Source organism: Noviherbaspirillum album, assembly GCF_035916955.1.
Lineage (GTDB): Bacteria > Pseudomonadota > Gammaproteobacteria > Burkholderiales > Burkholderiaceae_D > Noviherbaspirillum > Noviherbaspirillum album.
In genome coordinates, this window is sequence record NZ_JAWIIV010000001.1 from 375,661 (window position 1) to 398,929 (window position 23,269).

24 protein-coding genes are annotated in these 23,269 nt (G+C 62.9%); 15 read left to right on the top strand and 9 right to left on the bottom strand.

Translation table 11 applies throughout. The features are described from left to right. The first annotated feature begins 434 nt into the window (after positions 1-434). On the top strand, positions 435-2,183 hold the full coding sequence (locus RY831_RS01635) for a histidine kinase famiy protein (RefSeq protein ID WP_326504585.1): 1,749 nt from the start codon (positions 435-437) through the stop codon (positions 2,181-2,183). Positions 2,184-2,243: 60 nt separating this feature from the next. Here RY831_RS01635 and RY831_RS01640 read toward each other — a convergent pair whose 3' ends face one another. After that, complete coding sequence (locus tag RY831_RS01640; protein WP_326504586.1) at positions 2,244-2,726, bottom strand: helix-turn-helix domain-containing protein; 483 nt, start codon at positions 2,724-2,726, stop codon at positions 2,244-2,246. Between the two features lie 86 nt (positions 2,727-2,812). Between RY831_RS01640 and RY831_RS01645 the strand changes: the two genes are divergently transcribed. The 3 genes from RY831_RS01645 (at position 2,813) to RY831_RS01655 (ending at position 4,419) form a co-directional block, all read left to right on the top strand. Continuing rightward, positions 2,813-3,301: a DUF2938 domain-containing protein gene (locus tag RY831_RS01645; RefSeq protein ID WP_326504587.1), complete on the top strand. Its 489-nt coding sequence runs from the start codon at positions 2,813-2,815 to the stop codon at positions 3,299-3,301. Positions 3,302-3,311: 10 nt separating this feature from the next. Beyond that, on the top strand, positions 3,312-3,602 hold the full coding sequence (locus tag RY831_RS01650) for a DUF2798 domain-containing protein (protein WP_326504588.1): 291 nt from the start codon (positions 3,312-3,314) through the stop codon (positions 3,600-3,602). 196 nt (positions 3,603-3,798) lie between these two features. Next, a complete protein-coding gene (locus tag RY831_RS01655; RefSeq protein WP_326504589.1) occupies positions 3,799-4,419 on the top strand; it encodes a superoxide dismutase family protein in 621 nt (206 codons plus the stop codon). A gap of 113 nt (positions 4,420-4,532) precedes the next feature. Here RY831_RS01655 and RY831_RS01660 read toward each other — a convergent pair whose 3' ends face one another. Beyond that, entirely contained in the window at positions 4,533-4,919 is a 387-nt protein-coding gene (locus tag RY831_RS01660) for a response regulator (protein ID WP_326504590.1), read from the bottom strand. A gap of 280 nt (positions 4,920-5,199) precedes the next feature. On the opposite strand from RY831_RS01660, the gene RY831_RS01665 reads away from it, so the two are divergent. Next, positions 5,200-5,592, top strand: coding sequence for a hypothetical protein (locus RY831_RS01665; protein ID WP_326504591.1), 393 nt, complete (start codon positions 5,200-5,202; stop codon positions 5,590-5,592). A 114-nt stretch (positions 5,593-5,706) separates the two neighbouring features. On the opposite strand, the gene bluB is transcribed toward RY831_RS01665, so the two are convergent. Continuing rightward, positions 5,707-6,366 carry a 5,6-dimethylbenzimidazole synthase gene (bluB, locus tag RY831_RS01670; RefSeq protein WP_326504592.1) on the bottom strand — a complete coding sequence of 220 codons (660 nt, stop codon included), beginning with the start codon at positions 6,364-6,366 and terminating at the stop codon, positions 5,707-5,709. 84 nt (positions 6,367-6,450) lie between these two features. Continuing rightward, positions 6,451-7,635 carry an NAD(P)/FAD-dependent oxidoreductase gene (locus tag RY831_RS01675; protein WP_326504593.1) on the bottom strand — a complete coding sequence of 395 codons (1,185 nt, stop codon included), beginning with the start codon at positions 7,633-7,635 and terminating at the stop codon, positions 6,451-6,453. 174 nt (positions 7,636-7,809) lie between these two features. Here RY831_RS01675 and RY831_RS01680 point away from each other — a divergent pair, with 174 nt between their 5' ends. Then, entirely contained in the window at positions 7,810-8,451 is a 642-nt protein-coding gene (locus RY831_RS01680) for a GntR family transcriptional regulator (RefSeq protein ID WP_326504594.1), read from the top strand. Positions 8,452-8,461: 10 nt separating this feature from the next. Here RY831_RS01680 and RY831_RS01685 read toward each other — a convergent pair whose 3' ends face one another. Then, a complete protein-coding gene (locus tag RY831_RS01685) occupies positions 8,462-9,025 on the bottom strand; it encodes a flavin reductase family protein (protein ID WP_326504595.1) in 564 nt (187 codons plus the stop codon). Positions 9,026-9,224: 199 nt separating this feature from the next. Here RY831_RS01685 and RY831_RS01690 point away from each other — a divergent pair, with 199 nt between their 5' ends. Further along, positions 9,225-9,641, top strand: a complete 417-nt coding sequence (locus RY831_RS01690) for a hypothetical protein (protein ID WP_326504596.1) — start codon at positions 9,225-9,227, stop codon at positions 9,639-9,641. 42 nt (positions 9,642-9,683) lie between these two features. Here the strand turns inward: RY831_RS01690 and RY831_RS01695 are convergent, their stop codons facing one another. The 3 genes from RY831_RS01695 to RY831_RS01705 all read right to left on the bottom strand — a co-directional run bounded on the left by RY831_RS01695 (position 9,684) and on the right by RY831_RS01705 (position 11,483). Then, positions 9,684-10,487, bottom strand: coding sequence for a hypothetical protein (locus RY831_RS01695; protein WP_326504597.1), 804 nt, complete (start codon positions 10,485-10,487; stop codon positions 9,684-9,686). Between the two features lie 164 nt (positions 10,488-10,651). After that, positions 10,652-11,356, bottom strand: coding sequence for a glutathione S-transferase N-terminal domain-containing protein (locus RY831_RS01700; RefSeq protein WP_326504598.1), 705 nt, complete (start codon positions 11,354-11,356; stop codon positions 10,652-10,654). Beyond that, a complete protein-coding gene (locus tag RY831_RS01705) occupies positions 11,349-11,483 on the bottom strand; it encodes a hypothetical protein (RefSeq protein ID WP_326504599.1) in 135 nt (44 codons plus the stop codon). Before RY831_RS01705 ends, RY831_RS01700 begins: the two co-directional genes overlap by 8 nt. A gap of 122 nt (positions 11,484-11,605) precedes the next feature. On the opposite strand from RY831_RS01705, the gene RY831_RS01710 reads away from it, so the two are divergent. Continuing rightward, positions 11,606-12,754: a mechanosensitive ion channel family protein gene (locus RY831_RS01710; RefSeq protein WP_326504600.1), complete on the top strand. Its 1,149-nt coding sequence runs from the start codon at positions 11,606-11,608 to the stop codon at positions 12,752-12,754. 39 nt (positions 12,755-12,793) lie between these two features. Here the strand turns inward: RY831_RS01710 and RY831_RS01715 are convergent, their stop codons facing one another. Then, complete coding sequence (locus RY831_RS01715; protein WP_326504601.1) at positions 12,794-13,633, bottom strand: DUF4142 domain-containing protein; 840 nt, start codon at positions 13,631-13,633, stop codon at positions 12,794-12,796. 220 nt (positions 13,634-13,853) lie between these two features. Between RY831_RS01715 and RY831_RS01720 the strand changes: the two genes are divergently transcribed. The 7 genes from RY831_RS01720 to RY831_RS01750 all read left to right on the top strand — a co-directional run bounded on the left by RY831_RS01720 (position 13,854) and on the right by RY831_RS01750 (position 23,258). Beyond that, a complete protein-coding gene (locus RY831_RS01720) occupies positions 13,854-15,251 on the top strand; it encodes a cytochrome ubiquinol oxidase subunit I (RefSeq protein WP_326504602.1) in 1,398 nt (465 codons plus the stop codon). A gap of 5 nt (positions 15,252-15,256) precedes the next feature. Further along, positions 15,257-16,261, top strand: a complete 1,005-nt coding sequence (cydB, locus tag RY831_RS01725) for a cytochrome d ubiquinol oxidase subunit II (RefSeq protein WP_326504811.1) — start codon at positions 15,257-15,259, stop codon at positions 16,259-16,261. Positions 16,262-16,346: 85 nt separating this feature from the next. Beyond that, positions 16,347-17,030, top strand: coding sequence for a DUF3306 domain-containing protein (locus RY831_RS01730; RefSeq protein ID WP_326504603.1), 684 nt, complete (start codon positions 16,347-16,349; stop codon positions 17,028-17,030). Then, complete coding sequence (locus RY831_RS01735; RefSeq protein ID WP_326504604.1) at positions 17,027-19,159, top strand: 4Fe-4S binding protein; 2,133 nt, start codon at positions 17,027-17,029, stop codon at positions 19,157-19,159. The genes RY831_RS01730 and RY831_RS01735 overlap by 4 nt, the downstream gene beginning before the upstream one ends. Positions 19,160-19,310: 151 nt before the next feature. Continuing rightward, positions 19,311-20,027 carry a TorD/DmsD family molecular chaperone gene (locus tag RY831_RS01740; protein ID WP_326504605.1) on the top strand — a complete coding sequence of 239 codons (717 nt, stop codon included), beginning with the start codon at positions 19,311-19,313 and terminating at the stop codon, positions 20,025-20,027. Positions 20,028-20,047: 20 nt separating this feature from the next. Then, the gene (locus tag RY831_RS01745; RefSeq protein WP_326504606.1) at positions 20,048-20,260 is read left to right on the top strand and encodes a formate dehydrogenase; all 213 of its coding nucleotides are present in this window, start codon (positions 20,048-20,050) and stop codon (positions 20,258-20,260) included. Between the two features lie 118 nt (positions 20,261-20,378). Then, on the top strand, positions 20,379-23,258 hold the full coding sequence (locus tag RY831_RS01750; protein ID WP_326504607.1) for a formate dehydrogenase subunit alpha: 2,880 nt from the start codon (positions 20,379-20,381) through the stop codon (positions 23,256-23,258). Positions 23,259-23,269: the final 11 nt, after the last annotated feature.

The window sequence follows — 23,269 nt, forward strand, 5'->3', positions numbered from 1 at the left end:
CATTGGGAGTGGAATAACAATGACTTGAACCAGCGGCTTAAGTTGCTGCGGCTTCGCCAAGCGCGCCGCGTATGCCCGGCGCGGAAAGGCTCTCTTGTGTGCGATGTGTGCGATGTGTGCGATGTGTGCCGGCTGTGCAGGATGCGCGGAATGGACCCCTGCCTGCGTTGCATCGTGAGATTTCCAGGTGCGAAATCTCGACTTGTTCAAATAAAAATTCAACTGCATCGATGAATTCATGTCAGATTAATCCCGGCGGTATGTCCAAGCCATGGCCGTGCAGAACCCGATGTCAGAAAGATATAATTGCCGGCTTGACTTGGCGTCGCGACGCTCACCGGGCATGATCTTCCGCCTGTGTACCGCTTCCGACATCGCACACTATTTGATTGCATCTTGTTGCGAGCCGGCCGACATTGAATAAGGGAAAGCATATGGCAACAGGCAGCAACCAGGAAGAACGCGCAGGCAAGCCGCTCGACACGGAAGACAGCACGGAAGCGGCAGGCGCACCGGCGGACGGCCAGCTTGAAGGCAGCAGCTTCAATCCCCTGGGCAATCCCGGCGTCAAGCACTGGCAGGCATCGTATATCGCGCGTCCAGGGCTGGAAGAGCGGGGCAATATCTTTTTCGCGGCGGTCGAAATGACCCGCATGCCGATGCTGGTGACCGATCCCAACCAGGAAGACAATCCCATAGTCTTCGTCAACCGCGCCTTTCTCGACCTGACCAGCTATGAGGAAGAGCAGGTGCTGGGACGCAACTGCCGGCTCCTTCAGGGACCAGAGACCAACCGCGACACGGTGGCCGAAATCCGCAACGCGCTCAAGGAACAGCGCGCGGTGGCGGTCGACATCCTGAACTACAAGGCGGACGGCACGCCCTTCTGGAATGCCTTGTTCATCGGCCCGATCTTCGATCCCGACGGCAAGCTGCTGTATTACTTCGCATCTCAGCTCGACATCACCCGGCGCCGGGTTTCCGAGCAATCGTATCTGCAGGCGCAAAAGATGGAAGCGATCGGCCAGCTCACCGCCGGCCTGGCGCATGACTTCAACAACCTGCTGCAAGTCATCAGCGGCAATCTGGAAATGGCAATCGACACGCTCGATGCCGGCAGCGCCACGCACGAGGCGGTGGAACGCGCGCAGCTGGCGGCCGGCAAGGCCAGCAAGCTGACCCAGCAGCTCCTGACCTTCGCAAGAAAGCAGCGCCTTGAACCCCGGCGCGTCAACCTCAACTCGCTGGTGGTCGAATTCAGCGAAATGCTGGTCAGGACGCTGGGGGAAAAGGTCGACCTGCATCTGGACCTCAAGCCCGGCCTGCCATCCTGCACGCTGGATGCGACGCACATGGAAATGGCGCTGCTCAACGTGCTGATCAATGCGCGCGATGCGATGCCCAACGGCGGCAAGGTCGTAGTCGCCACCTCCGTCATTAACGACAAGGACAGGCTCGCTGCGCACCACCTGGAACCGGGCACGTATGTCGTCATCTGCGTGATCGACAAGGGCGAAGGCATGACGCCGGAAGTCGCCCGGCGCGCCACCGAACCCTTCTTCACGACCAAGGGTCCCGGCACCGGGCTCGGCCTGGCCATGGTGCATGGCTTCGTGCAGCAGTCGCATGGCCGGCTGGAGATCGAAAGCACGGCCGGCGAAGGCACGATCATCCGCATGATTTTTCCGGTGGCCGACCGCTCGGCCTTCGAAGTTTCCGCCACGCGCACGACATCCCCGGCCGGCCGCCTCAACTGGAGCCCGGCCGCCATCATGGGGCGGCAGACCATCCTGGTGGTGGATGACAGCCAGGATGTACGTGAACTTGCCGAAGTCTTCCTGCGTTCGCTGGGTTACCGCGTGCTGGCGGCCCAAAGCGGTGAGGAAGCGCTGGAGATGCTGGAGCGATACGGTACTGTCGATCTGCTGTTTACCGACATCATCATGCCCGGCGGCATGAACGGCCTGCAACTGGTGGAACGTGCACGGGCACGTCATCCCCAGATGCCGGTCCTGCTGGCGACCGGTTACATGGAGGAACTGCCGCGCTATGGCGCGGAATCGGCTGCGCTCAACATCCTGACCAAGCCCTACCGTCAGGCCGAACTCGCGGAACGGGTGCGGACCATGCTGGAAAAAATCACGCCGCCCACAGCGCCGGGCAGTTTCCGGCATGAAGGCTGATCAGGGATAAGCCGAAACGGAGCGCTTCGCGGCGGCGCTTTCCCTTGCGAACAAGGGCGATCAGCGCTCCTGTTCAGCCGCTGCGGGCCGCGAACGCCGCGCCTGCGCGGCGCCGACTTGACGGCGCTTCCCCGGCGCCTTTCCGTCCTGTCCCGTGATAGCCCCGGATGCGGCAATGCCGAGCAGACGGCGGAATGTCGGACATTCCATGTGGCTCGGCGCGGAGCAGGCGGCCGCATGACGAAGGCCGTCGCGCATGGCGCTCAGCTTGCGGATCGTTCTGTCCAGCTCTTCCGCCTTGTGCATCAGCAGATGCCGGTCGATCGCGGGTTGGCCATCCGGCGCAAACATGCGGACGATTTCATCGAGTGAAAATCCCGCCGCCCGGCCGAGCGCGATCAGCGCCAGCCGATCCAGCACATCCGCTGCGAACAAGCGGCGCAGCCCCCGTCTGCCGACGGAGACAAGCAAGCCCTTCTCTTCATAGAAGCGCAGCGTCGACGCAGGAACGCCGGACCGCCGCGCCACTTCAGAAATATCCATCACCATCCCCTTGACTTCAAGTCGACTTGAAGTTGTACGCTACCTCCATTGTTAAATAAAGACAAGCTCGAACACTGGAGAAAGTCATGGAATATCTTGAATACAGTTTGATTACCGGTATCGGCGCCACGCTGGTGATGGACCTGTGGGGACTCGTGCGCAAGCCCCTGCTCGGCCTGGCTCCGCCGGACTACGGCATGGTGGGCCGCTGGATTGCGCACATGGGGCGCGGGCGCTTCCGCCATGCTTCGATCGCGGCCGCGCCCGCCGTGCGGGCCGAACGGCTGATCGGCTGGGTCGCCCACTACCTGATCGGCATTGCGTTTGCAGCCACCCTGATCGGCATCTGGGGTCTGGCCTGGGTGCGGCAGCCTAGCCTCGGCCCCGCTCTCATCGTCGGCATCTGCACGGTAGCCGCGCCGTTCCTGCTGATGCAGCCGGGCATGGGCGCCGGCATTGCCGCGTCGCGTACGCCGCGGCCCGCCGCCGCCCGCCTGCAAAGCCTGATCACGCATGCAATATTCGGCATCGGCCTGTATGCGGGCGGATGGGCCGCCAGCACCTTGCACTCATGATGCAGCCGCCATGACGAAAACAAGTCCCGGCCGCAAATCGATCAACCGTTTTACAACCTACCTCAAGGAAAATGAAATGCATATTCCCGCCCGTTTCTCTCCTATCCTGTTCAGCGCACTGCTCTCGGCCATCATGGTGTGCATCGTCTCTGCCTTCGTTCTCGTCACGGCGCAGGGAATCCATCCCGGACTTCCCGCGCAATGGCTGAAAAGCTGCCTGACCACATGGCCCGTCGCGTTTCCGACGGTGGCGGTGGTGGCACCGCTCGTGAGGCGCATTGTGGGCCGCCTCACCGCATGATGTTCGCCGCCCGCGGACATTGCATCGCACCGGCGTTGCAAATCATCCGACACCTTCGTCGACAACGGTGGGCTGCTTCCGACACCGGCGCGCGATGCGGACACGCGTTCGACAGGGCCGGGCTGGTGGCACAGCGTTTGCAGTCTCCGACTCCGCAAGAATCTTCTTGCGAAATCAACCAAACAGGAGAAGGCACATGGGAACGACCGTTACCAGGGCTGCAACCACGGCCGGCAAATCAAGCGCTGCGAATCCGAATCTGAATCCGCGTCCGCGCGCGTCGGCCGCGGGGAAATTGCTGCTAATAACCTCGCTGGCGGTGCTGGCCGCCTCCGCCGGCGCCACCAATTCGGGTGCTCAAGCGAAGCTTCACGACAGATCCGGCAACCAGGTCGGCAAGCTGACGATTCATCCGCGGGAAGACGGCAGCGTAACCGTCCAGGTGCGCGTGCATGATCTGCCGCCGGGTTTCCATGGCTTTCATGTGCACGCGGTGGGTGAGTGCGCGCCGCCATTCACCTCGGCCGGCGGCCACTTCGACAAGGACAGGCACACGCATGGACATCACAGTGGCGACCTGCCTGTCCTGCTGGTGAATGCCGACGGTACGGCGAGGGCCACCATCAGCACGGACCGCTTTGCCGTGGCCGATCTTTTCGATGGCGACGGCAGTGCGATCATCATCCATGCGAATCCGGACAATTACGCGAACATTCCAACCCGGTATGCCGACGCGCCGGATGCGACGACGCTGGCAACGGGCGACGCGGGAGACAGGATCGCTTGCGGGGTGATGGAAAAAGCAGCGAAAGACTGAACGCAGCCAGGCTCAAGCGAGTTCAAGCAAGGGTAGCCAAGGGCAGCTTCGTTTAACAAGGCGCTTACGGCGCCTGCACATCGATTCGCCGTCGCGCGACCGGATGCTTGTTGCTACGACTGTTCGGAAGTACCGCCTTGGTCTTTCGAATTTCTCACATCGTCAACGGCAATCAGCATCTCGGTCATCCGATAAACCAGCATCAATGGCGATACGGGCTTGCTAAGTACCTCCGTGTTGTCATCCGTTGCAGGAACGGCATTCGCATATGCGGTGACGATGATCGCGGGAATGTGGGGATGGCGTTCTCTTATGCGGGTGACCAGTTCATTCCCATCCATGCCCGGCATGCGAAAGTCGCTCACGACTCCATCGACGGGATTGCTTTCGATCGCGCTCAAGGCCGTCTCTCCATTTCGAGCCGCCGTTACGCGAAATCGCTGCGCTTCAAAACTTCGCTGGAACAGGTGAACAATCTCGTCAGCATTGTCGACGATCAAAATGTGTCTCATTGGTCATGAAGGGCTTGGAGTTGAAGCCGGCACTGCAATGCGGCAACCAGTACACCAGGATGGAAAGGCGAGGACCGAAGCCGCCCGAAAGCACAAGTCGGGCAGCACACGTTGATCAATCTGCATTCTAGCCCACGGACATATTATCGCAAGCGCTCATGGGGAGAAATGCATTGCATGAACTCAAGGCCGGGTGGTTTGCAAGACCCCAAAGGGTCTGCCCGCCTTTCCGGTTACACTGCATTGTCCTTGATAGTTGGAGAGTGTCATGCGTCAATGCATCGTATTCGCTCTATCCTTGCTTTGCGTCATCCCTGCTTCAGCCGAGCGGATCGCGCAGGATGAATGCAGGCAGGTTGCCGAGAAGCTCCGTTCCGAACTGCCGATGAAAATCAGTTCCCATTCCACGCTCGAAAGTGTCGAATGCGTTCCAGGAAAGGCGAAGCCGAAGCTGGTCTACAAGAACCGGGTTCTGGTCGAAGTCAAAAAGCCGCCCCCCGAAGTGATCGAGAAAATAAAGGCCGAACAAAGGCAGCCCTGGTGCACCGACCCGGCGCAACGCCGTTTCCTTGAGTTGGTCGATATCAGCTACGCGTATTACGACGCCTCGGACCGCTATCTGGGTGCGCTTACCCATCGAATCGCCGATTGCGGAAAATGAAGCGAAGGATGCCTTAAATACCGGACCGGCTGGCCTGGCCGGCTTGGTCCAGAGTCTGGTTGCGGAATGAATGAAAGCGTCCGGAAGACATGCGCGCCTGTTTCCAGCGGCGCTTCACCCCCGGGGCGTCTCATCCACCGGCCAGCGGTCCTCGGATACCAGGTCGTCGAGACGGCGCGGCTCGGCCCAGCCTTCGAGTTCCAGCATGGGCCTGGGATAGAAGCGTTCGACATGCCCGAGGCAGAGAATGGCGACGGGCTTGCCGCCCGGGGGAATGCCGAGCAGCCGGGCAAGGCGGTCCGGATCGAACAGCGAGACCCAGCCCATGCCCAGGCCTTCGGCGCGCGACGCCAGCCAGATGTTCTGGATCGCGCAGGCTACCGAGGCCAGGTCCATGTCCGGCAGGGTCCTGCGGCCGAAGATGTGAGGTTCGCGCCGGTCCATCAAGGCGACCACCAGCAGTTCCCCGCATTCGCGAATGCCTTCGACCTTGAGCCGCATGAATTCATCGCCCCGTTCGCCAAGCGCTTCGGCGGTGTGCTGCCGCTCCTCGTCGACCAGGCGATGAATCGCATCGCGCAGTTCCTGCCGCCGGATGCGGATGAAGCGCCATGGCTGCATCATGCCGACGCTGGGCGCGTGATGGGCCGCCGTCAGCAGGCGCGCCAGCAGCGCTTCGTCAATCGGACCCGGAATGAAATGGCGTATGTCGCGCCGCTGCGCGATGGCCTTGTAGACGGCGTTGATATCTTCGGTGCTGAATGATTCGGACATGCTGTTCCTTGCGCTCGGATGCGCGTGGTTGCGAATGGATGGCTTGCTGCGCGGCGTTCTACTGCGCCTAGTTGAAACGATCGGTCAGAGGATGCCTCTTTCCGCATAAGGCTCGTTCCTCAGCACCCGGCCATAGCCCAGCCTGCTCAGGTCTATCGTTTCATACCTGCGGTGCAGGATCAGCTCGGCGACCGCGCGCCCGACCGCGGGCGCATGCATCATGCCGTGGCCGGAAAAACCGGTGGCGACATGGAAGTTCTCATGATGCCCGGTCCAGCTGCCGATGATGGGATTGCCGTCGAGTTCGCACTGTTCATACAGGCCGGACCAGGTGCGATGGCATTTCACGCCTTCGAATGCGCTTGGGAAGCGGTGGGCCAGCGCCGGCCACACCGCGCGTTCGAAATAGTCATGGTCGACTTCAAAATTGAATCCGCGCGGCTCATGCGAATTGACCAGGCCGCCCGAATAGCCGTTGCCCTCGGGCCGAAACGCAAGCCGCTGCAGATCCTTCACGTAAGGCAGCGGCTCTATCCTGTTCTGTCCGGTGAAAAAATGTTCGAAACGCCGCAAGGGGCTGACCGGCAATGCCATTCCGGCCATTGCGCTGACCTGCGCCGACCAGGCGCCCGCCGCATTGACGAACATCTCGGCCTTGGGCCTGTCGCCCGTGCTAAGCACCGCGCCGGTGAGGCGGCCGCCCGAATTGATGAAGTCGGTCACCCTGGCCTGCACGTACTCGACGCCGAGCGAGCGTGCCTTGCGGCGCATGCCCTGCAGGAAGCTGTTCGGATCGCACCAGCCGTCGCCGGGAGAATAGGCGGCGCCGTCGATGTCATCGACGCGCATCGATGGAAACAGGGTGTGTACGCCTTCGCGGTCAAGCAGGCGGATGTCGGCGCCGAACGAGCGCTGCACCGCCGCATTCTCTTCCAGCACCCGCACCGCCGATGCGCCCTGCACGATGAAAAGATAGCCCTGCTCCTTCCAGTCGACAGGCGCGGGCGCGCCATCGACGCTCATCAGTTCGCCGAAGCGCTTGATGAAGTCGATGCTGTAATGCGACATCGCGATATTCTCGGGACAGGAAAAAAGCCGCCTGGCGCCGCCCGACGCGCGCGGCGTCGAAGCGAATTCATAGGTCGGATCGGGTTCGATGACGGCAAGCTCGATCGCCGGACTTTGTTGCTTGAGAGAACAGGCTATTGCCGTTCCGATAATGCCGCCGCCCACGATCAGGACGTCATAGTTGCCGCGCAGTGCATTCATGTGTTTTCCAGTGCCAAGGCAGGTACAGAATCCGGACCGGAAGCCGGCCGGTGCAACTCGCCGCCGTTTCCTTATCCTCGTGGCGAAAGTATAATGCTTTGCACATTACCGCATGGCAGCCTGCCAATCCGGCACTGCGATGCAACTGACCGAGGCCGACACCAGATGGCTCAAGTGACTTCAGACCAGATTTTTACCACGCTGCGCAGGCGGATTTTCGACGGCGACCTCGGCGGCGGCATGCCGCTCGATCAGGAGAAGCTGGCGAATGAATTTGGCGTCGACGGCCTGCCGGTGAATGATGCGCTGAGGCGGCTCGAAGGCGAAGGCCTGGTGCGGCAGGATCCGCAGAACGGACCGGTGGTCCTGGTGCATTCGATCGACGATGTGATCGAGATGCTCGACATCCGCATTGGCCTGGAAACGCGCGCGCTGAAGCTGGCGATTCCCAACCTGCGCCATGCTCACATCGCCGAAGCCGAAGCCATTCTCGCCACTTACGATGAAACGAACAGCCCCAGTTCCTGGGCCTATCTGAATCTCAAGTTTCATCTCGCGCTCTACCGCCCGGCAAATCGTCCGCGCCTGCTGAAGATGATCGAGGATCTTGCGCTGGGCACGCAGCGCTATACTCGCATCCATATCTCCAACATGCTCGGCCGCGATCGTCCGCAAAACGATCACTATGGAATCCTGCATGCGGCCCGCATCGGCGATGTGGACAATGCGGTGCGCCTGCTTGAAGAGCACATCACGCAGACGCAGCAGGCGCTCCTGGCTCCCCGCAAGTCCGCGGGCGCCCCGCCTGCGAACTGAGCTCGCGGGCTTACCCGCCGACCTCGAATGCGTCTCCCGTTTCAAAGAAGTGACCGCCCGCGACATAGTGAATGCTGCGCGGGCCGTCGCCGTCGAAGACCCAGTGCCCGTCCCTGAATGCGCGCGCATCGGACCAGGCGGCGACGATCTCGGCAAGGAAGAGATCGTAGGTCTGCTGGATGTGCGGCTCGGGAATCACCCGGCATTCCAGCCAGCCGAGACAGCCTTCCAGCAGCGGCGCCTTGACTTTATCGCCGGCGAAGCAGGAAATGCTTTCGGCTGCGAACTTGTCCGACTCGCGGCCGGACACCGATCCGACCGCGAGCGTAAGGCCGGCCATCGGCCGTGAAGGCACGTTAAGCACGAACTCGCCCGATCCTTCCACCAGTTGCCGCGTCAGCGTATTGCGGTCGATCACGACAGCCACCTTGGGCGGAGAGAAGTCCAGCGGCATCGACCATGCGGCCGCCATCACGTTGCGCCGGCCTTCATGCTGGCTGCTGACCAGCACGGTCGGACCGTGGTTGAGCAGGCGATAGGATTTGGAAAGATCGACGGGAAGGCGAGTGGTCATGATGCGGGCAGTCCTTGATTCGAATTTGGCGAGACGGGTTATTATGACCAATCAAGTCGTGATTGACAGAGGGTGGACATTTCCCTCGGCCGGGCGTAGATTTTCATTCTTCAGTCAAGGAAGCGGCGTCCATGCAAGGCTTCGGGCAGGCAGGGATGAATTCTCCGCCTTGAATAACTACAGCTGTCAATGCACGCTCATGTCATCGTCTCTTCCCACGCTCCCTTTCCCGATCCGCAATGAATGTCCTCCGGGCGCATGCACCTGCGAGCGCGATGTCCTGCTGGGCGATCCCGCGGCCGACCTGCGCGTGCTGCGCCTGACCCGGGAAGAGGAAAAGCGTCTGGTATCGCGTATCGAGAGCATCTCCAGCTACGCCGAACTGCGGCATGTAGAAAAACGCATGGCCGAGCAGCTGGGCATCATGCTGCAGATTGCGCCGGGCGCTCGCGAGGTGCGCACCGTGCGCGGACTCAGCATCCAGCTGGCCGAGCAGCGCGGCCTGTGCCGCAAGATACGTCAGTCGATTCCGGCCGCCGTGCGCCGGTGCCTGGAACAGCATCCCGACATCGTATATGCGATCCTCAACGAGCACGACCTGCTAGGCCCCGCCTGAGAGCGTTAAAGCCTAAGCTCTGAGCGCCTGAGCTCTTGCAGCCTAAGCGCCGAATGATTCCGGCGGTTCCGGTCTCGAACGCGGCGCAAGCGGCTGGAGGGTACGTTCGAAGAAGGGCGTACGGATATCGAAGTCGCTTTTCAGTCGCGCCACCCGCAGCGGATCGTTCTCATAGCGGCGTGCATAGGTAAGCAGCAGGGAACCAATCTTTTCGAAATGCCCGACATCCTCCAGGAACAGCACCATGGGTATCTGCAGCCCGATGTCGTCGCGGACGAAAGGCCGCCCGCAGCGATACAGGCCGAGACGTTCGTAATGCGAGGCCAGGATGGGACTGCAATGCGTGATGCCGACCACGCGGTCGTGGTCGCGCGTGAAGCAGTACATGCGGCACAGCATGCGGACCACGCGCCGCGACCACTGCGCGTCGGGCGCCAGCGTCAATGCATCGAGATAGGCGACCGGCACGCGCAGGCGCTGGGCTACCTTGCCCAGGCCGAGCCGGTCGGCATTGTCGCGGCTCGGCAGGTCGAGCCAGAGGCTGGCGCAGCCGGCGATCTTGCCGTGTGCGTCCGTCGCATAGAAACTCGATGGCGAGCCGGGGTCGGTCGGCCACAGCATGCGCTGCGTGTGGTCGGCGCCAGGCAGCGATGTCCGGCCGCGCTCGACATGCACCAGGTAACGGAAGCGCGCCACCGCTTCGAGTTCGTCGCGGGTGGCGGCAACACGCACTTCGGCGCCGCCGAGGTGCTCGCCGACGGCGGCCTGTTCCGTCAATTCCTCTGCAATGTCAGGCAGGTTCAGGGGAAACTTGTTGCTGTGCTGCCTGTTTGCATTCCGGTACATGGCGTTCCTGGCAAGATGTGAGACGTGAAGGCTGCGTCGAAAGCCATATCAGACTTCGGCAAATGCCGGAAGTTTTCCCCGCTTTAATCAGCATCAATCTCGGTATCCGCAGTAGCAACCGCCGCCCCGTCTCTCCCTATTTTCGTGCATACGCCCATCGCTGCTCAGGCACGCTTGGGTATTTCCAGCCCTCTCGCCACCGCCGGACGCGCCGTAAATGCGGCCACCACGCGCTTAACATTCGGAAAGTCGTCGATGCCCACCAGCTGGCCCGCATCGTAGAAACCGATCAGGTTGCGGACCCAGGGAAAGGTGGCAATGTCGGCGATGGTATAGGCATCTCCCATCAGCCATTGGCGGTCGGCAAGCCGCCTTTCGAGCACGCCGAGCAGGCGCTTCGATTCGGCGGCATAGCGGTCGCGCGGACGCTTGTCTTCGTACTCGCGTCCGGCGAATTTGTGAAAGAAGCCGAGTTGACCGAACATCGGACCGATGCCGCCCATCTGGAACATCAGCCACTGGATGGTTTCGTAACGCCCGGCTCCATCCTCGGGAATGAAGCGGCCGGTCTTGTCTGCGAGATAGAGCAGGATGGCGCCCGATTCGAACAGCGGCAGCGGCTTGCCGCCCGGGCCGTCGGGATCGATGATGGCCGGAATCTTGTTGTTGGGATTGAGGGAGAGAAACTCCGGCGAGGTCTGGTCATTGCTTTCGAAGCGCACCAGATGTACCTCATAGGGCAGGCCCGTTTCTTCGAGCATGATCGAAACCTTGACGCCATTGGGCGTCGGCAATGAATACAGCTGGAGTCGCTCCGGATGCTGCGCGGGCCATTTTTTGGTAATGGGAAAGGCGGACAGATCAGTCATTGCATTCCTTGTTCAAGTGGTTGATTGCGGTTTCGCTGCGGCGGCGCGTTGATGCGTGATCGACAATATAGCGGCTTCCGGCATTTCCTGCGCCGGTCTGCTTAAGATCAACAAATGCATCTTCCATCCGCGCTCCGGGGTCTATCGCGACATCGCGCCTTGCACCGGCGCAATTTCGCCGACAGGCACCCGCAGCCTCGCGGTTCGCAACACGAAGCGAGGCAACACAAAGCATAAGGACACTGGCACATGATGGTGCTCTCCCTGTTCGACCGTTTTTCGACGGCGACCCACTGGCTGCTTGCAAGCGGCATCTTCGCACTGACGCTGACCGCCCTGCTGCTGCTCAAGGCGCTGGCCGCGCGCCAGCTGGAACGCCTGCGGGCGCTGCATGACTACGGCTTCCTGGCCTACCTGCGCGAGCTGGTGAGCTCCACCCGCATTTCCTTCCTGGTCGCGGTGGCCGTGCTGGCCGGTCTGACCCAGCTTGCCTTGCCGGACAGGAACCAGAAATGGCTGCAGTACGCCTTCGTGATCATCTTCGTGCTGCAGGCGGCGCTGTGGGGCAACCGGGCGCTGTCGGTATGGCTGGACCGCTCCTTCCAGAGCCACAAGGCAAGCAATCCTTCCGGCGTGACGCATCTTCTGGTGGTGGGGCTGGTGCTGCGCATCCTGCTCTGGGTGGTCGCGCTGCTGATGGTGCTCGACAACCTCGGCTTCAACATCACGACGCTGGTCGCCAGCCTCGGCATCGGCGGCGTCGCGGTGGCGCTGGCGGTCCAGAACATACTCGGCGACCTGTTCTCGTCGGTATCGATCGCACTCGACAAGCCCTTCGTCATCGGCGACTTCATCGTGGTGGGCAATTACATGGGAACGGTGGAATACGTGGGCTTGAAGACCACGCGGCTGCGCAGCCTCGGCGGCGAGCAGATCATCATTTCCAATACCGAACTGCTCAAGGAACGCATCCGCAATTACAAGCGCATGGAGGAGCGGCGTGTCGCCTTCCAGTTCGGCATCGCCTACGAGACCGAGGTGGAAGACGTGGAGCGCGTGCCGGGACTGGTGCGCGAGATCGTGCTCGGGTCGGGCGAACTGGTGCGCTTCGACCGTGCGCATTTCATGGCCTATGGCGAAAGCGCGCTGCAGTTCGAGGTGGTCTATTTCATGCTGACCGACAACTTCAACAAGTACATGGATGTGCAGCAGAAGATCAATCTCGGCATCCTGCGCGAACTGCGCAGGCACGGCATTGCCTTTGCACGACCGACACGGGTGGTGCATATGGCGGAATACGCGCGAACCGGCGATGCCAATGTCTCCGGCGCCCGAAGCCTGCCGGCGCAAGCGGCCGGCCCTGCGCCGGAAATGCTGCGACACGGCCGGCGCCAGTAAACCGGGGTCCGCTTCGCCGCGCGCCACTTTGCGGCATCGCTATTTCTTCTGTCCGCCGGCGGTGCTGGAGATTTCCGCATTGCCCTTGTTGCCGCTGTTGTTGTCCGCCTGCTGGCTGGCCGATGCGGGCGGCGCCTGCACGCTGGTCGACTGGCCCGCCGTCACCGACGACTGCACCGCCGCCGCAGCCGAGGCCGGATCGTCGGCCATCTGCTGTGCCAGCTGCAGATGCTTGCCGACAATGGGCAGCAGCTTGCTCGCATAAGCTTTCAGCTCCGGCGCTTCGGCGCGCGACGCGGCTTCCTTGAACAGCGCCTGGGACTGTTCATGCAGCGCGAGGCCGGCTTGCGCATGGTACATCTGGTTGAACTGCTTGCCCGTGGTCAGCGCCAGCTTGTGCAGCAGCGACGCCTGCTCGGTTTCGACGCCGCCCGGCAGGATCACATCCGCGCGCCGGGCCAGCATGCGCAACTCATCCAGAGCCTTGCCATGGTCTTCCAGCATCTTTTCCGCATAGCCCTGCAGGGCCTTGTCGTCAGAGATGGCGGTGGCGAGCGCGGCGGTCTTGATCTCCGCCATGTGCGCCTGCGCAAGCTGCCGCATCAGCTTGCGGTCGGCATTGCCGACCTTGATGCCTTGCGTCTGCTGGCTGCCACCCGGGACTCCGGCCTGGTTGACCTTCGGATCGCCCAGGGAATTCGTGCGGCCGCCAGCGGACAGCGTGCCTCCGGCGGAAGGTGCGGTCTCCGCGCTGGCAGTGCCCTTGTCCTGCGGCGTCTGGGCCTTCACGCTCGCCGTGAATGCAACAGCCAGACCGAGAGCAAGCCCGCATGCGCGCAGGGAAAATGGAAATGAATGATGGAAGGTAAGACGTGCCATGCCGATTCTCCTAGGGTGAATCATTACTAGCATTGACCGGCGCCGGAACTTTCAGTTGCCGATCCGGCCATACGAAACACATGAACGCATGAGCGTGCCCGATAGTTTTGCGTGATGACTGTGCGTGATGAATGTGCACGATGGCTTCACGCGCTCGGGCAGCGCCAGGCCGGATCGCCATGGATGGCCGAGCCGCTGATCACTCCCCACGGAGCGCTGGATGGAAACCATAGCCGGATTCGACGCCACCCTGCTTGCACGCATTCAGTTCGCGTTCACGGTTGCCTTCCACATCATCTTTCCCTCCTTCACGATCGGCCTGTCGGCATTCATCGCCACCCTGGAAGTGCGCTGGATGATCAGCGGCAAGCAGCACCTGCATACGCTGGCGCGCTTCTGGACCAAGATCTTCGCGGTATCGTTCGCCATGGGCGTGGTGTCGGGCATCGTAATGGAATACCAGATCGGCACCAACTGGAGCAAGTTCGCACAAGTGATCGGCAACACGCTCGGTCCGCTGTTCAGCTACGAGGTGCTGACCGCCTTCTTTCTCGAAGCCAGCTTTCTCGGCATCATGCTGTTCGGCTGGACCCGGTTTCCGCCGTGGCTGCATACGATGGCATCGATCATCGTGGCCTTCGGCACCGCGCTGTCGGGCTTCTGGATCCTTTCGGCCAACAGCTGGATGCATACGCCGGCGGGCTTCGCCATGCAGGACGGCATCACCTATCCGGTCGACTGGTCGGAGATCATCTTCAATCCCAGCTTTCCCTATCGCTTCACCCACATGATGATCGCCACCTACATCACGACGTCGCTGGTGGTGCTGGCGACCGGCGCCCGCTATCTGCTGCGCCGGGAATTCCTGGCCGAAGCCAAGACCATGGTGCACATGGGCCTGGGCATGCTGGCCATTCTTGCCCCGCTGCAGGCGCTGGTGGGCGACCTGCACGGCCTGAACACGCAGAAGTACCAGCCGGCGAAGATCGCCGCGATCGAGGCGCACTGGGACGGCTCCAAGCCGGCCGACCTGATCCTGTTCGCCTGGCCGGACGAAAAGAACGAACGCAACCTGTTCGAGGTCGGCATTCCGAAACTCGGCAGCCTGATCATCACGCATGAGTGGGACGGACTGTTTCCCGGCCTGCTGCAGTTCAAGCCGGAAGACCGGCCGCCTGTCAAACCCGTGTTCTTCATGTTCCGGCTGATGGTGGGCCTGGGTCTGCTGTTCATTGCGATCGGTTTCATCGGCGTCTTCCTGTGGTGGCGCAAGCGGCTGTACGAGGCGCGATGGTTCCTGCGTCCTCTCGGCCACGCCTGGCCGCTCGGCTTCATTGCGCTGCTGGCCGGCTGGATGGTGACCGAGATCGGGCGCCAGCCCTGGGTGGCCTACGGCGTGCTGCGCACCGCCGACGCGGTGTCGCCGGTGACGGCGGCGTCGGTGGCGACGTCGCTCGTGCTGTTCGTGCTGGTGTACTGCGTGGTGTTTTCCATCGGCATCTGGTACATCAGCAAGATGATCGGCAAAGGCCCGCAGCATGTGCCGGCCGATCCGGAAGCCTTGCCCAACCGTCCGCTGTCGGCGGCGAACGAAACCGCGAAGGAGGCCTCGACGTGAGCGAAGTGTCGGATACATTGCCGATCATCCTGGCGCTGCTGACCGGCTTCGTCGTCGCGATGTACGTGGTGCTGGACGGCTTCGATCTCGGCATCGGCATTCTCTTTCCCTTCTACAAGAAGGAGGAAGAGCGCGACCAGATCATGAATTCGGTCGCCCCTTTCTGGGATGGCAACGAAACCTGGCTGGTGCTCGGCGGCGTCAGCCTGTGGGCCGGCTTCCCGAAGGCCTTCGCGGTGATCCTGCCGGCGCTCTACATGCCGGTGATCATCCTGCTGCTGGCACTCATCTTCCGCGGCGTCGCCTTCGAGTTCCGCTGGGTGGCCAAGCCGCACCACCGGCTATGGGACATTTCCTTTGCCGCCGGTTCCATCGCTGCCTCGTTCGCGCAAGGCGTGATCCTCGGCGGCCTGCTGCAGGAAATCACCGTCAAGGACCAGCAATTCGCCGGCGGTTCGCTCGACTGGCTCACACCGTTCAGCCTCATGTGCGGTGTCGCGGTGGTGATCGGTTACGCGCTGCTGGGCGCCACATGGCTGATGATGAAGGCGGTCGGCGACGTCGAGGAACGCGCACGCCGGTTCGGCACGCCGCTGCTGCTGGGGCTCTTGGCCTTCATCGGCGTGGTCAGCGTCTGGACGCCGCTGCAGATCGAGCGCATCGCCGAGCGCTGGTTCAGCGTGCCGAACATTTTCTTCCTGAGCCAGATTCCGCTGGCCACCGCGCTGACCGCCTGGCTGTGCTGGTACGGCATCAGCCGCAAGCGGCCCATCATGCCCTTTGCTTCCGCGGTCGGCCTGTTCCTGCTGGCCTATCTCGGGCTGGTGATTTCCAACGCACCCTACCTGGTGCCGCCGTCGATGACCATCTGGGAAGGCGCATCGCACCCGGCTTCGCAAATGTTCTACCTGATCGGCGCCTCGATCCTGCTGCCGATGATCCTGCTGTACACAGTGCTGGTGTTCTGGCTGTTCCGCGGCAGGATCAAGCCGGGCGAGGGATATCACTGAACACTGAACCGGCTTGTCATCCCTCAAGCGGCGCCATGCCCGATTGGTTACGCTGGGGTTAAGCTTACAAAACCGCCACCACTTCATGCCTGAAAATTTCCTCCGCCGCTGGGCGCGCCGCAAGACGGAAAACGCGCATGGCGAGGCTGGCGCGGCGAGCGCCGAACATGTCCAGGCGTCCGCCGCGGACGCCAAGGCCGCGCTCACCGATGCCGCCGAAACCAGTGCGGGGTCTTCTGCCGGAACCCGCACTGCCCTGCCGTCGATGAAAGATGTCGCTTCGCTGGCGGCCGACGCCGACTACTCTCCCTTCCTCGCACGGGGCGTCGACAAGGCGGTGCGCCGCGCCGCGATGAAGAAGCTGTTTTCCGATCCGCATTTCAACGTCATGGATGGCCTGGATATCTATATCGACGATTACACCAAGCCTTCGCCCTTGCCGCCCGGCATGCTGGAAAATCTGCTGCATGCGAAGAGCACGCTCGAACCGAAGCCGCTCTACGAGACGCACAAGGATGATGACGGCGAGCAGGATCGGCCCCAACAAGCCGGAGACAATGAACCAGGCGAGCCGGAGGAGGCGGTGGATTCCGATGACGCGCGCGGCGCTGGCGACGAGCCGGCTCAGGCTGCGCCGGAGCCGGAACATGAAGTTCAAGCCGGCGCCGACGCTGAAATCGAGACCGCAGCCGCCGAAGCACCTGCCGGCGCGCCGTATGCCGCCGCGCGGGATATTCCAATCAATTCCACGAAGTTTCCTCACACATGACCACCAAGTTCCACGTCTGCAACTGCAACCGCAGCATGCCGCTCAATGCCGTTTCCGGCCAGCGCATCGGCGAGGCGCTGGGCTGCGCGCCGCTGCCGGTCTCCAGCCAGCTTTGCGGCCGCGATGCCGGCGCCTATCTCGAGTCGATCAAGGGTGTGGATGACGTGGTCGTCGCCTGCACCCAGGAAAGCGCGCTGTTCCGGGAGCTTGCCGATGAAGGCGGATCGGTTGCCCCGCTGCGTTTCGTCAATATCCGCGAAACCGGGGGCTGGAGCACCCAATCCTATGCCGCCCTGCCGAAGATGGCCGCGCTGCTCGCGGATGCGGCGCGCCCTATGCAGCAGGCCCTGCCGACCGTCAGCTATGCATCGCAGGGCCGCGTGCTGATCATCGGCCGTGCCGATACCGCGCTCGGCTGGGCGGAGCAGTTGCAGGAAACGCTGGACGTGACGGTGCTGATCACCGGCACCGGCGCCGGCGCCCAGGCCGCATTGCCGACCGAACGCTCCTACACCGTGTTCAGCGGCAGCGGCGTCGAAGTGCAGGGCTGGCTGGGCGCCTTCCAGGTCACATGGCGGCAGAGCAATCCTATCGACCTCGACCTGTGCGTGCGCTGCAATGAATGCGTGGCCGCCTGTCCGGAGGGCGCGATCGATCTGCTGTACCAGATCGATGAAGACAAGTGCCGGCGCCACGGCGATTGCGTGCAGGCATGCGGCGCGGTCGAAGCAATCAGCTTCGCGCGGCGTGACGAATCCCGGAACGGCGACTTCGACCTGATCTTCGACTTGTCCGACACGCCGCTGCTGGCGATGCACCAGCCTCCGCACGGCTATCTGGCGCCGGGACCGGACCTGCGCGCGCAGATGGCGGCGGCCGGCCGCCTGGCGCAGATGACGGGCGAATTCGAAAAGCCGAAATATTTCCAGTACCGCGAGCGCCTGTGCGCGCACGGCCGCAACAAGATCACCGGCTGCAACGCCTGCATCGACATCTGCTCGGCAGAGGCGATAGGCGCCGACGGCGACCGCATCCGCGTCGAGCCGCACCTGTGCGCGGGCTGCGGCGCCTGCACCACGGTCTGCCCTTCCGGCGCGCTGGCCTATGCCAACGCCGACGTGCCCTACAACGGCAAGCGGCTCAAGACGCTGCTGGACACCTATGCCAGGGCCGGCGGCGAGCGGCCCTGCCTGCTGTTCCACGGACAGGAGCACGGCGGTGCGCTGATCGCGCAGCTCGGGCGGCTGGCGAAGGCCGGAAAATCGGTGCGCGGCCTGCCCGCCCGCGTGCTGCCGTTCGAATTGCACCACGTGGCGTCGGCCGGCATCGACCTGTGGCTGGCGGCCATCTGTTACGGGGCGACGCAGGTCGTGCTGCTGGCCACCGGCCGCGAAGCGCCGGAGTATGTCGCCGCGCTGCGCCTGCAGATCGGGATCGCACAAGCCATCCTGTCCGGGCTCGGCTACGCCGGCACGCACATGACGCTGATCGAGGCCGCCACTCCGCAGGAACTCGATGCGTCGCTGCAAGACATCGGCGCCTTTTCGACCACCTCCGTGCCCGCGCAGGCGGCGGGCTTTCACCTGTTTGCCGAGAAGCGCAATTCGCTGGATTTCATCTTCGACCACCTGTACAACCATGCGCCCGCCGCCGCAGCGTCCGGCGCGGAGGAGATCGCCCTGCCGGCGGGCGCGCCGTTCGGCACCCTGTCGATCAACAAGCAGGCCTGCACGCTGTGCATGGCCTGCACCGGCACCTGTCCGTCGTCGGCGCTGCTGACCACGGCCGACCGTCCGCAGCTGCGCTTCATCGAAAAGAATTGCGTGCAATGCGGCCTGTGCGCGAAGAGCTGTCCGGAGCAGGCGATCGAACTCGTGCCCCGGCTGGTTCCACCGGCGGCGGCGAAGGCCACGGTCGTGCTCAACGAGGCGGAACCCTTCCATTGCATACGCTGCAGCAAGCCGATCGGCACCCTCAAGGCCATCGAGAACCTGCTCGGCCGGCTCGCCGGCCATGCCGCGTTCGAGGGCAACCTGGACCGCATCAAGATGTGCGGCGACTGCCGCGTGGTCGACATGATGACGTCGAGGAAGCCGGACGCCATCGTCGATCTCGCGCGTCCGCGGTAGCACGGCGGCTCGGCGGCGATTCAATGCGCAGGGTCGCTTTGATGTAGAACAAGAGCTGCGTCGCCGCCTTACCGAAATCCGGATTGGATATGGAACGTCTGTGCATGCGCCGCTTCAATGACTATATCGTCAATGAATCTGCACAAACAACATGCCTTTTCCTGAAACGGTCCCGGCCTCCGGCGCGGCAAGCATTTTCCTTCCGCTGACGCAGGAAGACCAGGCCAGAGCCGACCTCTACGCGCTGTGCGCCAGCCTGCTGCTGAAAGCGCCCGACACGGAGCTGCTTGCCGCGCTGGCCGCCGCCGATTCCTTGCGGACGCAGCAGCAAGGGCAGCAGGAGCACCAGGAGCAGGGGGAACAGCCGCTGGACCGCGCATGGGAAAAGCTGGTGCTCGCCGCCGGGCTGGTGGATGCGGATGCGGTGAAGGAGGAATTCGATGCCTTGTTCATCAGCATCGGCACGCCGCTGGTCAACCCTTACGGCTCGCATTACCTTGCCGGCTTCATGCATGAAAAGCCGCTGGCCGCGCTGCGCGACGAGCTGCGCGCGCTCGGCCTGGCCCGCGTGCGCGGCGTCGGCGAGCCCGAGGACCATCTCGGCGCCCTGTGCGAGGTCATGCGCATCCTGATCGCAGGCGCCCCCGGCGCGCCGAGGCGCCCGCTTGAAACCCAGAAAACCTTCTTCATCCGGCATATCGCGCCCTGGCAGGAGCGCTGCCTCGGCGACATCAGGAACACCGGCTGCGCGAATTTCTACCGGCATGTCGCCGACTTCGCCTCCGCGTTCTTCGAGGTGGAGTTCGAGGCATTCGAGATGGAAGACGATGCCGAATTACCGATCGCACCGATCGCGTTGCAGCAATGAATTCGACAAGGAAAGACACTATGAAGATGGCAAGCCATGACGCGAAGCGTCGGATCTTTCTCACCGCCGCCGCATGCGCGCCGGTGGTTGCGGTCGCCGCATTGATCACCCGAACGCAGAGTGCGCCGGAGGTCCTGGTGCCGGAAGTATCGGCGGACAAGACAGCGGGCAGCGTGGGGTATCACGAGACGGAGCATATTCGGAAGTATTACAGGTCGGCGGCGTATTTTTGATTCGGGAACTCACCTTCCTCAGCACGTCAAGTCAATCCCCCCTCTCCCGCCTGCGGGAGAAGGGAGCTGACCCGAAGCGAGAAATTTTGTTTATTCGCTAGCATCCACGGAGCGTTCCATGACGCTGGTAAAGAAGTCGAGCAGTGCAAACAATACACAAGGCAGCTCGCTGCGCAGGGGCCTGAACCGCATCGCCACGGCCACGATCAATCGCCGCGGTTTCCTGATCCGCGCCGGCGTCACTGCGGGCGCGGGCCTGATGGCGCGGCATCTGCCTTTCAATGTGATCGAGCCGGCCGCCGCCGCCGAGCAGGTCAATACGGTGGGGCCGGCCAACACCGAACTCAAGCACACGGTATGCAGCCACTGCTCGGTCGGCTGCTCGGTGGATGCGATCGTGCACAACGGCGTCTGGGTGCGCCAGGAGACCGCGTTCGACTCTCCCATCAACATGGGCGCGCATTGCGCGAAAGGCGCATCGGTGCGCGAGCACGGACATGGCGAGCACCGGCTGCGCTATCCGATGAAGCTGGTCGACGGCAAGTACCAGCGCATCAGCTGGGACCAGGCACTCAACGAGGTGGGCGACAAGCTGCTGCAGCTGCGCCAGCAGGCGGGGCCGGACTCCATTTTCTGGATCGGTTCCTCCAAGCACAACAACGAGCAAGCCTATCTGCTGCGCAAGTTCGTCTCGATGTGGGGGAGCAACAATACCGACCACCAGGCTCGCATCTGCCACTCCACCACGGTTGCGGGCGTCGCGCAGACCTACGGCTACGGCGCGATGACCAATTCCTTCAATGACCTGAGCCATTCGAAGGCGGTGCTGTTCATCGGCTCCAATCCATCGGAGGCGCATCCGATCTCGATGCTGCACTTCCTGCATGCGAAGGAGCTGGGCGCGAAGATGATCGTGGTCGACCCGCGCTTCACCCGCACCGCGCGCTTTGCGCATCACTATGTGCGCATCCGTCCCGGCACCGACATCGCCTTCGTCTGGGGCGTGCTATGGCACATCTTCGAGAATGGCTGGGAAGACAAGGAATACATTGCCGCCCGCACCTACGGCATGGAAGAGGTGCGCCGCGAAGTCGCGAAATGGACGCCGCAGAAGGTCTCGGATGTGACGGGCGTGCCGGAAGCCGCGGTGCGCCAGGCGGCGGAGATGCTCGCCAAGAACAGGCCTTCCTCGGTGGTCTGGTGCATGGGCGTCACCCAGCACCATGTCGGCACGGCCAACGTGCGCACGCTGTCGATCCTGCAGCTGGCATTGGGCAACATCGGCATCGCCGGCGGCGGCGCCAACATCTACCGCGGCCACGATAACGTGCAGGGCGCCACCGATGTCGGCCCCAATCCCGATTCCCTGCCCGGCTACTACGGCTTGGCCGAAGGCGCGTGGAAACACTTCGCCACCGTCTGGGGCGTCGATTATGAATGGCTGCTCTCGCGGTTCGGCTCGAAGGAACTGATGGAAAAACCGGGCACCACGGTCAGCCGCTGGTTCGACGGCGTACTCGAGAGCAATGACTATGTGGACCAGCCGAGCAATCTGCGCGCGGTGGTCTACTGGGGCCATGCGCCGAACAGCCAGACGCGGCTGCCCGACATGAAGGCGGCGATGCAGAAGCTCGACATGCTGGTGGTGATCGATCCCTATCCGACCATGACCGCCGCGATGCACGGCCGCAAGGATGGCGTGTACCTGCTGCCGGCCACTACCCAGTTCGAGACGCAGGGATCGTGCACCGCCTCCAACCGCAGCATACAGTGGCGCGAGCGGGTGATCCAGCCGCTGTTCGAATGCAAGACCGACCACGAGATCATGTACCTGTTCGCGAAGAAGTTCGGGTTCGCCAACGAGATGTGCAAGAACATCAAGGTGGTCAACAACGAGCCGGTGATCGAGGACATCCTGCGCGAGATCAACCGCTCCTGCTGGACCATCGGCTACACCGGCTGCTCCCCGGAGCGGCTCAAGCTGCACATGCACAACAAGCACACCTTCAACCCGACCACGCTGCGCGCAGAATACGGGCCGTGCAAGGGCGATTACTACGGCCTGCCGTGGCCGTGCTGGGGAACGCCGGAAATGAAGCATCCGGGCACGCCCATCCTGTACGACCTGTCCAAGCCGATTGCGGAGGGAGGCCTGCCCTTCCGCGCCAACTGGGGCGTGGAATACAAGGGCGAGAGCCTGCTGGCGGCCGACGGCTCGACCAACATGGATAGCGAGATCGATACCGGCTATCCGGAGTTCGACCACATATTCCTCAAGCGCCTCGGCTGGTGGGCCGAGCTGACGCCGGAAGAGCAGGCGGCGGCCGAGGGCAAGAACTGGAAGACCGACCTCTCGGGCGGCATCATCCGCGTGGCTATCAAGCATGGCTGCGCGCCGTTCGGCAATGCGCGCGCCCGCTGCCATGTGTGGAACTTCCCCGACCCTGTGCCTGTGCACCGCGAACCGCTGATGAGTCCGCGCCGCGACCTGGTGAAGCAGTATCCGACCTACGACGACAAGGCCGCTTTCTGGCGCCTTCCCACGCTTTACAAATCGGTGCAGGCCAAGGACTTCTCGCAGGACTATCCGCTCATCATGACCTCCGGCCGCCTGGTCGAGTATGAAGGCGGCGGCGACGAGACCCGTTCCAATCCCTGGCTGGCCGAACTGCAGCAGGCGATGTTCGTCGAGATCAGCCCGCAGGATGCGATGCAGATCGGCGTGCAGACAAAGGAGTTCGTCTGGGTGGAAACGCCGAGCGGTGCGCGACTCAAGGTGTACGCGATGGTCACGCCGCGGGTGGCGCAGGGCACGGTGTGGATGCCGTATCACTTCGGCGGCTGGTGGATGGGCGAGGACCTGCGCAAGAATTATCCGGAAGGAGCCGCGCCGATCGTGCTGGGCGAAGCCGCCAATACCGGCTGGACCTATGGCTACGACGTGGTGACCATGATGCAGGAAACCAAGGTATCGCTGTGCAGGGTCGTGCGGGTTTAGCGCGACCGTGC

Coding starts and splice junctions, on each gene's coding strand:
- RY831_RS01720 (WP_326504602.1), top strand. CDS start 13,854: ATGGAAACCATAGCCGGATTCGACGCCACCCTGCTTGCACGCATTCAG.
- RY831_RS01710 (WP_326504600.1), top strand. CDS start 11,606: ATGATGGTGCTCTCCCTGTTCGACCGTTTTTCGACGGCGACCCACTGG.
- RY831_RS01640 (WP_326504586.1), bottom strand. CDS start 2,726: ATGGATATTTCTGAAGTGGCGCGGCGGTCCGGCGTTCCTGCGTCGACG.
- RY831_RS01690 (WP_326504596.1), top strand. CDS start 9,225: ATGTCATCGTCTCTTCCCACGCTCCCTTTCCCGATCCGCAATGAATGT.
- RY831_RS01665 (WP_326504591.1), top strand. CDS start 5,200: ATGCGTCAATGCATCGTATTCGCTCTATCCTTGCTTTGCGTCATCCCT.
- RY831_RS01645 (WP_326504587.1), top strand. CDS start 2,813: ATGGAATATCTTGAATACAGTTTGATTACCGGTATCGGCGCCACGCTG.
- RY831_RS01655 (WP_326504589.1), top strand. CDS start 3,799: ATGGGAACGACCGTTACCAGGGCTGCAACCACGGCCGGCAAATCAAGC.
- RY831_RS01675 (WP_326504593.1), bottom strand. CDS start 7,635: ATGAATGCACTGCGCGGCAACTATGACGTCCTGATCGTGGGCGGCGGC.
- RY831_RS01740 (WP_326504605.1), top strand. CDS start 19,311: ATGCCTTTTCCTGAAACGGTCCCGGCCTCCGGCGCGGCAAGCATTTTC.
- RY831_RS01700 (WP_326504598.1), bottom strand. CDS start 11,356: ATGACTGATCTGTCCGCCTTTCCCATTACCAAAAAATGGCCCGCGCAG.
- bluB (WP_326504592.1), bottom strand. CDS start 6,366: ATGTCCGAATCATTCAGCACCGAAGATATCAACGCCGTCTACAAGGCC.
- RY831_RS01730 (WP_326504603.1), top strand. CDS start 16,347: ATGCCTGAAAATTTCCTCCGCCGCTGGGCGCGCCGCAAGACGGAAAAC.
- RY831_RS01635 (WP_326504585.1), top strand. CDS start 435: ATGGCAACAGGCAGCAACCAGGAAGAACGCGCAGGCAAGCCGCTCGAC.
- RY831_RS01695 (WP_326504597.1), bottom strand. CDS start 10,487: ATGTACCGGAATGCAAACAGGCAGCACAGCAACAAGTTTCCCCTGAAC.
- RY831_RS01705 (WP_326504599.1), bottom strand. CDS start 11,483: ATGGAAGATGCATTTGTTGATCTTAAGCAGACCGGCGCAGGAAATGCC.
- RY831_RS01735 (WP_326504604.1), top strand. CDS start 17,027: ATGACCACCAAGTTCCACGTCTGCAACTGCAACCGCAGCATGCCGCTC.
- RY831_RS01715 (WP_326504601.1), bottom strand. CDS start 13,633: ATGGCACGTCTTACCTTCCATCATTCATTTCCATTTTCCCTGCGCGCA.
- RY831_RS01685 (WP_326504595.1), bottom strand. CDS start 9,025: ATGACCACTCGCCTTCCCGTCGATCTTTCCAAATCCTATCGCCTGCTC.
- RY831_RS01745 (WP_326504606.1), top strand. CDS start 20,048: ATGAAGATGGCAAGCCATGACGCGAAGCGTCGGATCTTTCTCACCGCC.
- RY831_RS01750 (WP_326504607.1), top strand. CDS start 20,379: ATGACGCTGGTAAAGAAGTCGAGCAGTGCAAACAATACACAAGGCAGC.
- RY831_RS01650 (WP_326504588.1), top strand. CDS start 3,312: ATGACGAAAACAAGTCCCGGCCGCAAATCGATCAACCGTTTTACAACC.